Origin of the sequence: Actinomadura bangladeshensis (assembly GCF_004348335.1) — a bacterium.
In the GTDB taxonomy this organism is placed as follows: Bacteria; Actinomycetota; Actinomycetes; order Streptosporangiales; family Streptosporangiaceae; genus Spirillospora; species Spirillospora bangladeshensis.
Genome location: NZ_SMJW01000093.1, coordinates 16,422 through 29,401, shown reverse-complemented (window position 1 = coordinate 29,401; position 12,980 = coordinate 16,422). Strand labels below are relative to the sequence as shown.

Annotated in this window: 10 protein-coding genes; 3 read left to right on the top strand and 7 right to left on the bottom strand. The window is 71.0% G+C overall.

Annotated elements, in window-relative coordinates; all coding sequences use genetic code 11:
* Positions 1–27: 27 nt before the first annotated feature.
* Both E1284_RS19425 and E1284_RS19420 read right to left on the bottom strand, forming a co-directional pair.
* Positions 28–1,263 (bottom strand): DUF349 domain-containing protein, encoded by a 1,236-nt coding sequence (locus E1284_RS19425; RefSeq protein ID WP_131940875.1) that lies wholly within the window; start codon positions 1,261–1,263, stop codon positions 28–30.
* Positions 1,264–1,335: 72 nt separating this feature from the next.
* Positions 1,336–2,082: a peptidylprolyl isomerase gene (locus E1284_RS19420; RefSeq protein ID WP_131940873.1), complete on the bottom strand. Its 747-nt coding sequence runs from the start codon at positions 2,080–2,082 to the stop codon at positions 1,336–1,338.
* A gap of 204 nt (positions 2,083–2,286) precedes the next feature.
* Here E1284_RS19420 and E1284_RS19415 point away from each other — a divergent pair, with 204 nt between their 5' ends.
* The 3 genes from E1284_RS19415 to aspS are packed head-to-tail and all read left to right on the top strand — an operon-like array spanning position 2,287 to position 6,032.
* Positions 2,287–2,982, top strand: a complete 696-nt coding sequence (locus E1284_RS19415; protein WP_131940871.1) for an MBL fold metallo-hydrolase — start codon at positions 2,287–2,289, stop codon at positions 2,980–2,982.
* Between the two features lie 12 nt (positions 2,983–2,994).
* Positions 2,995–4,275 (top strand): histidine--tRNA ligase, encoded by a 1,281-nt coding sequence (hisS, locus tag E1284_RS19410; protein WP_131940869.1) that lies wholly within the window; start codon positions 2,995–2,997, stop codon positions 4,273–4,275.
* The gene (gene aspS / locus E1284_RS19405; RefSeq protein WP_131940867.1) at positions 4,272–6,032 is read left to right on the top strand and encodes an aspartate--tRNA ligase; all 1,761 of its coding nucleotides are present in this window, start codon (positions 4,272–4,274) and stop codon (positions 6,030–6,032) included. The genes hisS and aspS overlap by 4 nt, the downstream gene beginning before the upstream one ends.
* A 69-nt stretch (positions 6,033–6,101) precedes the next feature.
* Here aspS and E1284_RS19400 read toward each other — a convergent pair whose 3' ends face one another.
* The 5 genes from E1284_RS19400 to yajC form a co-directional block, all read right to left on the bottom strand.
* Entirely contained in the window at positions 6,102–8,273 is a 2,172-nt protein-coding gene (locus E1284_RS19400) for a RelA/SpoT family protein (RefSeq protein WP_165965338.1), read from the bottom strand.
* Positions 8,274–8,850: 577 nt separating this feature from the next.
* Positions 8,851–9,375, bottom strand: a complete 525-nt coding sequence (locus E1284_RS19395) for an adenine phosphoribosyltransferase (protein ID WP_131940863.1) — start codon at positions 9,373–9,375, stop codon at positions 8,851–8,853.
* Positions 9,376–9,395: 20 nt separating this feature from the next.
* On the bottom strand, positions 9,396–10,580 hold the full coding sequence (secF, locus tag E1284_RS19390) for a protein translocase subunit SecF (protein ID WP_131940861.1): 1,185 nt from the start codon (positions 10,578–10,580) through the stop codon (positions 9,396–9,398).
* A 3-nt stretch (positions 10,581–10,583) separates the two neighbouring features.
* Positions 10,584–12,308, bottom strand: a complete 1,725-nt coding sequence (gene secD, locus E1284_RS19385; RefSeq protein ID WP_131940859.1) for a protein translocase subunit SecD — start codon at positions 12,306–12,308, stop codon at positions 10,584–10,586.
* Positions 12,309–12,407: 99 nt separating this feature from the next.
* Entirely contained in the window at positions 12,408–12,923 is a 516-nt protein-coding gene (gene yajC / locus E1284_RS19380) for a preprotein translocase subunit YajC (RefSeq protein ID WP_131940857.1), read from the bottom strand.
* Positions 12,924–12,980 lie beyond the last annotated feature (57 nt).

Sequence of the window (12,980 nt, the reverse complement as noted above, 5' to 3'; positions counted from 1 at the left end):
CCTTCCTAGGCCGCGCGGCCTAGCGCGTCACGAGAACTCGGCGAGGGTGCGTTCGGCTTCTTCGAGCCAGGCGCGGCGGGCGGTGAGGGCCTCTTCGGCTTCCTTGACGTCCTTGTCGCGGCCGGCGTCGCGGGCCTTGCCGAGGCGCTTCTCCAGCTGCTCGATGGAGCTGCGCAGCTGGCCGACCGTGGCCTCGGCGCGGGCGCGGGCCTCGGGGTTGGTGCGGCGCCACTCGTTCTCCTCGGCGGCGCGGACGGTCTCCTCGATCTTGCGGAGCCGGCCCTCCAGGCGGTCGCGCTGGTCGCGCGGGACCATGCCGGCGGCCTCCCAGCGCTCCTGGATGGTCCGCAGCGCCTGGCGGGCCTGCCGGACGTCCTTGACGGGCAGCAGCCGCTCGGCCTCGGCGAGGATCTTCTCCTTCTCCTCGGCGTTGCCGCGGAACTCGGCGTCGCGCTCGGCGAAAGCGGCGCTGCGGGCCTGGAAGAAGGCGTCCTGGGCGCCCTTGAAGCGGGCCCACAGGTCCTCTTCGGCGTCTCTGGAGGCGCGTCCGGCGTTCTTCCAGCGGCGCATCAGGTCGCGGTAGGCGGCGGCGGTCTCGCCCCAGTCGGTGGAGCCGGCCATCGCCTCGGCCTCGGCGACCAGGCGCTCCTTCTCCCGGCGGGACTCCTCGCGCTGGTCGTCGAGGGTGGCGAAGTAGGCCTTGCGGCGCTTGGTGAAGGCGTTGCGGGCGGCCGACAGCCGCTTCCACAGCGCGGTCTCGGTGGGCCGGTCGATGCGGTCGGCGGCCTTCCACTCCTCGACCAGCTGGCGCAGGCGCTCGCCGCCGTTCTTCCAGTGCGTCTCCTCGGCGGCGATGCGCTCGGCCTCGGCGACGATCCGCTCCTTGACCTCGCGGGCCTCGTGGCGGTGCTGCTCGCGCTGCGCCTTGACCTCCTCGCGGCGCCGGCCGACCCGCTCGGTCAGGCCGTCCAGCCGCCGCGCGAGCGCGTCGAGGTCGCCGACGGCGTGCGCCCCGGCGACGGACTCGCGGAGCCGGTCGATGCTCTGCTGCGCCTGCGCGGGCTGCAGGTCGGTGGTGCGGATCCGCTGCTCGAGCAGGCCGATCTCGGTGACGAGCGCGTCGTACTTGCGCTTGAAGTAGGCCAGGGCCTCTTCGGGCGCGCCGGCCTGCCAGGACCCGACGACCCGCTCGCCGTCCGAAGTCCTGACATAGACGGTGCCGTCCTCGTCCACCCGGCCCCAGGGATCGGTCGCGCTGGACACCCTTGCCTCCTGAATCGCGGGTCCGGACGGCTCACGCCCTCCGGACCCTCCACACCTTAGTATCCCGTTCGCCTATTTCCCGGCGATCGCGACGTCCTGGATTTCGACCTTCTTCTTGGGCTTGCCGTCGCCGTCCGGCTCCGACCCGCCCTTGGCGATCTTCTCGAGCACGTCCAGCCCCTTGGTGATCTTGCCGAACACGGTGTAGTCCGGCGGGAGCTGCGAATCCTTGTAGACCATGAAGAACTGGCTGCCGTTGGAGTCCGGCTGGCTCGAGTGCGCCATGGCGAGCGTGCCCTCGGTGTAGGTGGCGCCGTCGGTGTTCTCGTTGGCGAACCGGTAGCCGGGCCCGCCGCTGCCCGACGCCGTCGGGTCGCCGCACTGCAGGACGTTGAGGCCGCCGCTCGTCAGCCGGTGGCACTCGGTCTTGTCGTAGAAGTCCTTCTGCGCCAGGAACGCGAAGGAGTTCACCGTGCAGGGCGCCTTGTCGCCGTACAGCTGCATCTCCACATCGCCCTGGTTCGTCTTCATCGTGGCCTGGACGATGCCGGGGTGCGCCGGCTTGCCCGGAGGGCGGCCGACGTCCTTCGGCGCGCTCCCCTGCGCGTCGCCCTTGTAGACGCACTGCGGGCCGGCGGCCGTGGACTCGTCCTGTTTGAACACCATGAACGCCGCGGTGCCCGCGACGACCACCGCCACCGCGGCGACCGACCCGATGATCTTGAGGCGGCGCGCCCGCGCAGCCTCCTGCGCACGCCGCTGCTGCTGGCGCTCGTAGCGTTGCCGCGCGAGCTCCTTCTTGCGGTCCTTCCCCGCCACGTGCCTCGCCTCTCCGGTGTGATCAGGTGAACGTGCAGCGCATAGTAGCGGTACCGGGGAGTAAAAGCGCTGCCGCGTTCAGGGAGCGTTCAGCGAGCGCCCTCCGCCGCGACACGGCGACGGCCCTATCTCGTTCGCGGTGGCCGCGGCCGCGCCGGTACCCTCGGACACGCCCACCCGAGATGGCTCCAAGGAAGGACGACCGTGCTCGTCGCCGGGTTCCCCGCTGGATCGTTCGCCGCGAACTGCTACGTCGTGGCGCCCGCCGCGGGTGAGGAGTGCGTGATCATCGACCCCGGCCAGGACGCCGAGGCCGGGATCGAGGAGATCCTGCGCGAGCACCGGCTGAAGCCGGTCGCGGTGCTGCTGACGCACGGCCACATCGACCACGTCTGGTCGGTGGCCCCGGTCTGCGGCGCCAAGGACGTCCCCGCCTACATCCATCCGGACGACCGCGACCTGCTCACCGACCCCGCGAAGGGGCTGTCGCTCGGCCCCGGGCAGCAGCTGTTCGGCGGCCTGGAGCTGTCCGAGCCGGACGATGTGAAGGAGCTCGCGGACGGCGCGGCGCTCGAGCTGGCCGGGCTGAGCTTCACCGTCGACCACGCGCCGGGCCATACGCCCGGGTCGGTGACGTTCCGCACCTCGAGGACCGAGCAGGTCCCGGACGTGATGTTCACCGGCGACCTGCTGTTCGCGGGGTCGATCGGGCGCACCGACCTGCCGGGCGGATCGTACGAGGAGATCCTCGCCAGCCTGTCGCGGGTGTGCCTGACGATGCCCGACGACACGGCCGTCCTGCCCGGCCACGGGGAGCAGACCACAATCGGCCGCGAGCGCGCGGCCAATCCGTTCCTGTCGGACCTGAAGCCGGCGGACGGACCCAACAAGGGATTCTGAGCCGAAGAGACCATGAGTTCGAGTTTCCGGGCCCCCAAGGGGGTCAGTGAGTACGTCCCGCCGCGCGCGGACCTCTTCTACGCCATCCGGGAGGCGTTCGCCGAGCAGGCGCGGCTGGCCGGCTACGGCTACCTGGAGCTGGCCGTCTTCGAGGACACCAACCTCTTCCGGCGCGGCGTCGGCGAGTCCACCGACGTGGTGTCCAAGGAGATGTACACCTTCGAGGACCGGGGCGGCCGGTCGCTGACGCTGCGTCCCGAGTTCACCGCGTCGGTGCTGCGCGCCGTCCTGGAGAACAGCCTGCACAAGGGCGCGCTGCCGGTGAAGGTGTGGACGACCGGCGCCGCGTTCCGCGCCGAGCGCCCGCAGCAGGGCCGCTACCGGCAGTTCTACCAGCTCGACCTGGAGGCGATCGGCAGCGAGGACCCGCAGGTCGACGCCGAGACGATCGCCATCGCCTCGGACTGGTACCGGTCCCTGGGGCTCACCCGGGTGCGGCTGCTGCTGAACTCGCTGGGCTGCAAGGAGTGCCGTCCCGCCTACCGGGCCCTGCTGCAGGAGTTCCTGCGCGGCCTGGACCTGGACGAGGACACCCGCGCCCGCGTCGAGATCAACCCGCTGCGCGTCCTGGACGACAAGCGCCCCAAGGTGCGCGAGCAGCTCGCCGGCGCCCCGCTGATGGCCGACCACCTGTGCCCGGCGTGCAAGGCCCACCACGACCGGGTCCGCGAACTGCTCGCCGACCTCGGCATCGCGTGGGAGGACACGCCCACCCTCGTCCGCGGCCTCGACTACTACACCCGCACGACCTACGAGTTCGACCACCCGCTGCTCGGCGCCCAGTCCGGGATCGGCGGCGGCGGCCGCTACGACGGCCTCTCCGAGGACATCGGCGGCCCCCCGCTGCCCGGCATCGGGTTCGGCCTCGGCCTGGACCGCACCATCCTCGCCCTGGAGGCCGAGTCGCAGGAGGGGCGGGGCGCGGAGTTCGCCGCCAAGCCGCGCTGCGAGGCGTTCGGCGTCGCGCTCGGCGACACCGCCGAGCGCCGCATGTTCGCGCTCGTCGCCGAGCTGCGCCGCGCCGGGGTCGCCGCCGACATGGCGTTCGGCGGCAAGAGGCTGAAGGGCGCCATGAAGGACGCGGACCGCTCCGGCGCCCGCTACGCCGTGATCCTCGGGGAGCGAGATATCGCGGACGGCGTCGCCCAGGTCAAGGACCTGGCCGAGGGCGAGCAGACCGCCGTCCCGCTCACCGACCTCACCACGACGTTGAAGGAAAGGCTCTCCAAATGATCCGCACCCATGAGGCGGGCACGCTCCGCAAGGAGCATGCCGGGCAGCAGGTCACGCTGGCAGGCTGGGTCGGCCGCCGCCGCGACCACGGCGGCGTCACGTTCATCGACCTGCGCGACGCGTCCGGCACCGCGCAGGTCGTCTTCCGGGAGGAGGACGCCGCCCACGACCTGCGCTCGGAGTACTGCGTGAAGGTCGTCGGCGAGGTGCGCGTCCGCCCCGAGGGCAACGAGAACCCCGAGCTGCCCACCGGCGACATCGAGGTCGCCGCCGCCGACATCGAGGTGCTGTCGGACGCGGCGCCGCTGCCGTTCCCCATCGAGGGCGACGTCAACGTCAACGAGGAGATCCGGCTCAAGTACCGGTACCTCGACCTGCGCCGCGACGCCGTCGCCCGCGCGATGAAGATCCGCTCCGAGGCGTCGTTCCTCGTGCACGAGGTGATGCGCGAGCACGGCTTCGTGAACGTCGAGACGCCGACCCTCACCCGGTCGACGCCCGAGGGCGCCCGCGACTTCCTCGTCCCCGTCCGGCTGAAGCCAGGCCACTGGTACGCGCTGCCGCAGTCGCCGCAGCTGTTCAAGCAGCTGCTCATGGTCGGCGGCCTGGAGCGCTACTACCAGATCGCGCGCTGCTACCGCGACGAGGACTTCCGCGCCGACCGGCAGCCCGAGTTCACCCAGATCGACATCGAGATGTCCTTCGCCGACCAGGACGACGTCCTGACGGTCGGCGAGGACCTCGTCGCCCGGCTCTGGCGGGACATCGCCGGCCACGAGATCCCCCGCCCGATCCCCCACATCACCTACGCCGACGCCATGGCCCGGTACGGCTCCGACAAGCCCGACCTGCGCTTCGGCCTGGAACTGACCGACATGACGGAGTACTTCGCCGGCACGTCGTTCCGCGTGTTCCAGGCCCCGTACGTCGGCGCGGTCGTGATGCCGGGCGGCGCCGCGCAGACCCGCAAGGAGCTGGACGGCTGGCAGGACTGGGCGAAGGCCCGCGGCGCCCGCGGCCTCGCCTACGTGCTCGTCCAGGAGGACGGCACCCTCGGCGGCCCGGTCGCCAAGAACCTCTCCGACGCCGAGAAGGACGGCCTGGCCGCCACGACCGGCGCCGCCCCCGGCGACGCCGTCTTCTTCGGCGCCGGCAAGCGGCACGCCACCCAGGAGCTGCTCGGCGCCGCCCGCCTGGAGATCGGCCGCCGCCGCGACCTGATCGACGCGTCCGCCTGGAAGTTCGTCTGGGTCGTGGACGCCCCGATCTTCGAGCCCGTCGAGGACGACAAGGGCGAGCAGATCGGCTGGACGTCCGTCCACCACCCGTTCACGGCGCCGAAGCCGGAGTACGCCGACACCTTCCACGACGACCCGGGCAGCGCCCTCGCCGACGCCTACGACCTCGTCCTGAACGGCAACGAGATCGGCGGCGGCTCCATCCGCATCCACCGCGCCGAGATGCAGCAGCGGGTCTTCGACGTCCTCGGCCTGTCCAAGGAGGAGGCGGAGTCGAAGTTCGGCTTCCTGCTGGAGGCGTTCAAGTTCGGCCCGCCCCCGCACGGCGGCATCGCCTTCGGCTGGGACCGCACCGTCATGCTCCTCGCCGGCCAGGACTCCATCCGCGACGTGATCGCCTTCCCGAAGGCCGCGTCCGGCCACGACCCCCTGACCGCGGCCCCGACCCCGATCACCCCGCAGCAGCGCGCCGAGGCGGGCGTGGACGTCATCCCCGAGGACGACGACCCCGAAGACTGACCCGACCTGACGGAGGAGGGCGGCCGCCGGTGGCGGCCGCCCCTCGCTCGTCCTCGCTGCCCCCGGCGGCTAGCGCGTGGCCCCGCTGGTGACCCGGTAGACGTCGTAGACGCCGTCGATGGTGCGGACCGCCTTCAGGACGTGGCCGAGGTGCTTCGGGTCGCCCATCTCGAAGGTGAACCGGCTGACGGCGACGCGGTCGCGGGAGGTGGTGACCGAGGCCGACAGGATGTTCACGTGCTGGTCGGACAGGACGCGGGTCACGTCCGACAGGAGGCGCGGGCGGTCCAGGGCCTCGACCTGGATGGCCACCAGGAAGACCGAGTCCTCGCTGGGGGACCACTTGACGTCGATCAGCCGGTCGGGCTGCGACTTCAGCGTGGCGACGTTGGCGCAGTCGGCGCGGTGCACGGACACGCCGTGGCCGCGGGTGACGAAGCCGACGATGTCGTCGCCGGGGACCGGGGTGCAGCAGCGCGACAGGCGTACCCAGACGTCGGGGTCGTCGGCGACGACGACGCCGGGATCGCCGGCGCGGCGCTGCTTGCGGCGCGTCGGCAAGGCGATCTCGGCGAGGTCCTCCTCGGCGCTCTCGACGCCGCCGAGGGCGTCCACGAGGCGCTGGACGACGTGCTGCGCGGAGACCTGGCTCTCGCCGACGGCGGCGTACAGGGACGAGACGTCCGGGTAGCGCATGTCGCGGGCGAGGGCGAGCAGCGCCTCGCCGGACATCATCCGCTGGAGCGGCATGTTCTGCTTGCGCATCGCGCGGGCGATGGCGTCCTTGCCGGACTCGATCGCGGTGTCGCGGCGCTCCTTGGAGAACCAGTGCTTGATCTTGTTGCGGGCGCGGGCGCTCTTGACGAACCCGAGCCAGTCGCGGGAGGGGCCGGCGTCCGGCGACTTGGAGGTGAACACCTCGACGGTGTCGCCGTTGTCGAGGGCCGATTCGAGGGGGACGAGCCGCCCGTTGACGCGGGCGCCGATACATCGGTGCCCGACCTCGGTGTGGATCGCGTAGGCGAAGTCGACGGGGGTCGCGCCCTGCGGCAGCGCGATCACGTCGCCCTTCGGGGTGAACACGAACACCTCGGAGACCGACAGGTCGAAGCGCAGCGACTCCAGGAACTCGGCCGGGTCGGCGGTCTCCTTCTGCCAGTCGAGGAGCTGGCGGAGCCACTGCATGTCGCCGGCCTTGCGGCCGCCGACCGTCTCCTCCTTGTACTTCCAGTGCGCGGCGACGCCGTACTCGGCGCGGCGGTGCATGCCCCAGGTGCGGATCTGCAGCTCGACGGGCTTGCCCTCGGGGCCGATCACCGTCGTGTGCAGCGACTGGTACATGTTGAACTTCGGCATCGCGATGTAGTCCTTGAACCGGCCGGGGACCGGGTTCCACCGCGCGTGGATCGAGCCGAGTGCGGCGTAGCAGTCGCGGACGCTGTCGACGAGGACCCGGATGCCGACCAGGTCGTAGATGTCGTCGAAGGAGACGTCCCGCGCGATCATCTTCTGGTAGATCGAGTAGTAGTGCTTCGGCCGGCCGGTCACGGTCGCCTTGATCCGGGCGTCGCGCAGGTCGGTGGAGACGTTCTCGATGACTTCCTGCAGGTAGACGTCGCGGCGCGGGGCGCGCTCGGACACCAGGCGGGCGATCTCGTCGAACCGCTTGGGGTACATCGTGGCGAACGCGAGGTCCTCCAGCTCCCACTTCAGCGTGTTCATCCCGAGGCGGTGCGCGAGCGGCGCGAACACCTCCAGGGTCTCGCGGGCCTTCTTCTCCTGCTTGTGCCGCGGCATGTAGCGCAGCGTCCGCATGTTGTGCAGCCGGTCGCCGAGTTTGATCACCAGGACGCGGATGTCGCGGGACATCGCCACGACCATCTTGCGGACGGTCTCGGCCTCGGCCGCCTCGCCGTACTTGACCTTGTCGAGCTTGGTGACGCCGTCGACGAGCGCGGCGATCTCGTCGCCGAACTCGGCGCTGAGCTGGTCGAGGGTGTAGGGGGTGTCCTCGACGGTGTCGTGCAGGAGCGCCGCGCAGAGCGTCTCGGTGTTCATGCCGAGCTCGGCGAGGATCGTCGCGACCGCGAGGGGGTGCGTGATGTACGGGTCGCCGCTCTTGCGCTTCTGGTTGCGGTGGTAGTGCGCCGCGACGTCGTACGCGCGTTCGATGAGCCGCAGGTCCGCCTTCGGGTGGGTGTTGCGGACCGTCTTGATCAGGGGTTCCAGTACCGGGTTCATAGTGGGGCCACGCTGGGCGCCGAGCCTGGCGAGCCTGCGGCGCACCCGGGCGGCGGACGGTGGGATCGCGGACGGCGTGGGCCTGGACGGGACGTCGGGCTTGGACGCGTCATCGGCGTCCTCCCTGGTGGCGGCGCGCTCTGCGGAAGTCTCGGATCGGGAGGCCCGCGCGGCGGGCTCGCCCGCCCGCGGGTCGTCGGTGGCCGGCGCGGTGTCGGTCGCCGGGGCCGCACCTTCGGCGGCAGGCCCCTCGGTGGCCGGGTTCTCGGTGGCCGGGTTCTCGGTGGCCGGGTGGTCTTCGGCGGGACGTCCGGGCGGTGGCGCGCGGCGGTCGGCGCGACGCGGCGGCACCGTCGACGCCCCGGCGGCCTTCACGGCCCGCTCCCCCGCGGTCTCCCGCGCGGGACGCGTCCCGGCCGTGCGCGCCGCGGCGGCGTCGCTCACCGCGCCGGTCGATACCACCTCACCGGGCACCCAGCCTCCTCAGTGCATCCGGGCGCTGCAGTGCACGCCCCGCGGGTCGCGCCCGTCCCCACCGGACCCTGATGGCGCCAGTGTATCCGCCGGCCGTTTCGCACTAGACCGTAACCAGCGAATGGACGTCCAGATTCCCCAGCTTGTCGCGCCCGTGCAGGAAGGAGAGCTCCAGCAGGACCGACAGCCCGACGATGTCGCCGCCGCCGTGGCGGACCAGTTCGGCGGCGGCCGCGGCCGTCCCGCCGGTGGCCAGGACGTCGTCGACGATCAGCACGCGGTCGCCCGGTTCGAGGGCGTCGGCGTGGATCTCGATCGTCTCGTTGCCGTACTCCAGGTCGTAGGTCCGCTCGTGCGTCGCCGCGGGCAGCTTGCCCTTCTTGCGCACCGGCACGAACCCGGCGCCGAAGTGGTAGGCGACCGGCGCGGCCAGGATGAAGCCGCGCGCCTCGATGCCGACGATCTTGTCGATGGTGCCGCGGCCGTGGTGGTTGACGATCGAGTCCACGACCCCGGCGAACGCGACGTGGTCGGCCAGCAGCGGGGTGATGTCCTTGAACACCACCCCCGCCTTGGGGTAGTCGGGGATGTCGCGGATCCGCTCCTGGATCAGCTTTCCGAGGTCCACGTTCGAAGAGTCCCCTTGCTCTACTTGCCGCCGCGGCGCTGCTGCCGCGTCCCGCGCCTGGGCTGCTGCCGCGACCCCGTCTGGACGACCTTCCGCACCGTGACGGTGTTCCGCACGTCCTCGGCGGAGGCGTCGTGGGCGCCCTCGCCGCCGTCGTCCTCGCCGTCGTCCTCGCCCGTCCCGCCCGGGGACCGGCCGGAGGCGCCGGCGCCGGCCTTGACCTTGGTGGTCTTGACCTGCCTGGCCGCGGTCCGCTCCCGGCGGGCGATGTTCTCCCGGATCTGCCGGTACTTCGGCTCGCGCTCCTTGAACTGGACGAGCAGCGGCGTCGCCACGCAGATCGAGGAGTACGTCCCGACGATCATGCCGACGAACAGGGCGAGCGACAGGTCCTTCAGCGTGCCCGCACCGAACAGCGTGGTGCCGATGAACAGGATCGCGCCGACCGGCAGGATCGCCACCAGCGAGGTGTTCAGCGAGCGGACCAGCGTGCTGCTGAGCGCCTTGTTCGCGGCCTCGCTGTAGGTGGTCTTGGAGGTCGGGCCGAGCGGCTTGGTGACCTCCTTGATCATGTCGAAGACGACGACCGCGTCGTACAGCGAGTAGCCGAGGATCGTCAGGAACCCGAGCAGCGTCGCCGGGGTGACCTCGAAGCCGACCCAGGCGTAGACGCCCGCCGTGATGACGAGGTCGTGGACGAGGGCGACGACAGCGGCCACCGCCATCCGCCACTCGAACGCCACCGACAGGTAGGCGATGATCAGGATCATGAAGACGGCCAGCGCCTGCCAGGCCTTCTTCTGGATCTCACCGCCCCAGGAAGCGCCGACGACCTGGGTGCTGACCTTGCTCGCGGGAACCTTCAGTTCCTGCGTGATGCTCGTCTTGACCTCGGTGACGTGCGAGGACGACATGCTCTCGGTCGTGATCCGCCAGTCGCCGCCGGCCTTCTGCACAATCGCCTGGTGGGCGCCGCCGTCGGTGACGGCGGTGCGCACCTGCTCGATCGACGCGCTCGGCGCCTTGAAGGTGAAGACCGAGCCGCCTTTGAACTCGACGCCGAAGTTGAGGCCCTGGAAGACCAGGCCGGCGATCGACAGCACCAGCAGCAGCCCGGAGATCGAGTACCAGATCTTCGGACGGCCGACGATGTCGGCGCTGATCTCGCCCCGGTAGATCCGCGAGGTGGCCGCGCGCAGTCCCATGGGTCAGGCCTCCTGGCTCGTCTTGCGGGCGGTGGCGGCGGCCTTCTCCTCGGCGGCGCGGTGCAGCCGCCTCGGATCGAGTCCCGACATCGGATGTCCTTTGCCGAAGAACGCGGTGCGCGACAGCAGCGCGACCATCGGCTTGGTGAAGAAGAACACCACGACGATGTCGATCAGCGTCGTGAGGCCCATCGCGAACGCGAACCCGGCGACGCCGCCGACCGCGAGGAAGTACAGCACCAGCGCGGCCAGGAAGGTGACGGCGTCGGCGACGAGGATGGTGCGGCGCGCCCGCTTCCAGGCGTTCTCCACCGAGGAGCGCAGCCTGCGGCCCGCTCTCAGCTCGTCCCGCAGGCGCTCGAAGTAGACGATGAACGAGTCGGCGGTGATGCCGATCGAGACGATCAGCCCGATGATGTGCGGGAGGGAGAGCCGGAAGCCCATGCCCTCACCGAGGATCACCACCGACAGGTAGGTGATGAGGGACGCCACGACCAGGCTGGACACCGCCACCAGGCCGAGGCCCCGGTAGTAGAACAGGCAGTACAGGACCACCAGGCCGAGGCCGATCGCGCCGGCGATGAGGCCGCCGGTCAGCTGGTCGGAGCCCAGCGTGGAGGACACCTCGTCGATGGAGCTCTGGGTGAACTCCAGCGGCAGCGCGCCGTACTTGAGCACGTTGGCGAGGTCGGTGGCGTACTGCTGGTCGAAGCTCTCGGGCGGCCCGTCGATGCTGGCGGTGCCGCCGGTGATCGGGCCCTCCCGGATCGCGGGCGCCGACACGACCTGCCCGTCCAGGACGATCGCGACCTGCGCCTGCGGCGCCGACGGGTTCTGCTGGTAGGCCCGGGACGCGTCGGTGGTGACCGCGCCGAACTGCTTGGCGCCCTTGCCGTCGAACTTCAGCGAGACCGACCAGCTCGCCTGGCCCTGCTGGGCGTTCGGCGGCATCGCGTTGGCCTCGTCGACGTTCTCGCCGAGCACCCGGACGGGCCCGAGGATGTACTTGGTGACCTGGCCGTTCTCCTCGTCCTGGTCACAGGCGGCGACGAACTGGCGGTTCGGGTCGTTCGCCCCGGCGGCGTGCCGGTCGCCGGTGTAGCAGTCGAGCGCCTCGAACTGCTTGATGACGGCCTTGTCGGTCACGCCGGGGTAGTCCCCCTGGCCGGTGGGATCACCGGACGGCGGGACCAGCGGCGACGACGGCGACGGGGTGGCCCCGCCGGACGGCTTCGGCGTCGGGGCGGTCAGCGCCTGCGACAGCGCTTTGCCGCGCGGGGCCGCCGACGACGACGGCGAGGCGCTCGCGGACGCGGACGGGGACGGGCTCTTGCCCGCGTCGTCCGCGCCCTTGCCCTTGGCGGACCCGCTCGGCGACGGGGCCGGCGAGGCCCCGGCGGCCGGGTGCCCGTCCGCCGTGGCGAACACCTCGCGGAACTGCAGCTTCGCCGTGGTGCCGATCAGGCTGACGACGCGGCTCTGCCCCTCACCGGGGACGTTCACCACGATGTTGCTGCTGCCCTGCTTCGCGACCTCGGCGTCCGAGACCCCCAGGCCGTTGACGCGCTGCGTCATGATCTTGACGGCCTGGTTCATCTGCTCGGCCGGGGGATCCTCCCCGTTGGGGGTCTTGGCCGTGAGGGTGACGGTCGTCCCGCCGGCGAGGTCCAGGCCGAGCTTGGGCGTCGTGCGCCCCTGCCAGACCGCCAGGCCGGCGAGTAAGACCATGACCGCGAACAGTGCCAGGAGCGTGCGCCCCGGCTTGGGAGCGTTACTGGGCGAAGCCACTTGTCGTCGTACTTCCCGTCTTTGTCGTCGCCGCAGGAATCAGGCGGACGGCTTGTCTGCCGCCTTGACCTTCGTCTTCCCCTTCGGCTTGGACTCGGGCTCGAGGTCCTCGTCCGCCGCGGCGTCCTCGGCCTCGGTGTCACCGTCCTTGGACAGGACGACCTCGGCGTCGTCCTTGGTGAGGTCGACGGCGTCGTCCTCGTCCCGCTCGGTGTCCTCGTCGAGGTCGTCGTCCTCGTCCTCGAGCTCGTCGGGCTCGGGGTCCTTCAGGACCTGCATGACGGCCTGCTTGACGAAGCTCACTTCGACACCGTCCGCGATCTCCAGAACGAGGCCGTCGTCGTCCACCTCCACGACCGTGGCGCGCATCCCGCTGGTCGTCAGCACCCTGACGCCCGGCTGGATGTCGCTCTGCATCTGCATCTGCTCCTTGCGCCGCTTGCTCTGCGGGCGGATGAGCAGGAAGTAGAAGACCAGGGGTACGGCGAGGAGCAGGAGCAGGTTGAAGGCCCCGCTACCGCCCGATTCCGCCGCGAGAATCATGTCGCTGCCCATTACGGGAGCATCCTTCCGATGTCGATTGCCAGCCAGTGACCGGAACGGTCACGCGCA

Coding starts and splice junctions, on each gene's coding strand:
- hisS (WP_131940869.1), top strand. CDS start 2,995: ATGAGTTCGAGTTTCCGGGCCCCCAAGGGGGTCAGTGAGTACGTCCCG.
- aspS (WP_131940867.1), top strand. CDS start 4,272: ATGATCCGCACCCATGAGGCGGGCACGCTCCGCAAGGAGCATGCCGGG.
- E1284_RS19400 (WP_165965338.1), bottom strand. CDS start 8,273: ATGAACCCGGTACTGGAACCCCTGATCAAGACGGTCCGCAACACCCAC.
- secF (WP_131940861.1), bottom strand. CDS start 10,580: ATGGGACTGCGCGCGGCCACCTCGCGGATCTACCGGGGCGAGATCAGC.
- secD (WP_131940859.1), bottom strand. CDS start 12,308: ATGGTCTTACTCGCCGGCCTGGCGGTCTGGCAGGGGCGCACGACGCCC.
- yajC (WP_131940857.1), bottom strand. CDS start 12,923: ATGGGCAGCGACATGATTCTCGCGGCGGAATCGGGCGGTAGCGGGGCC.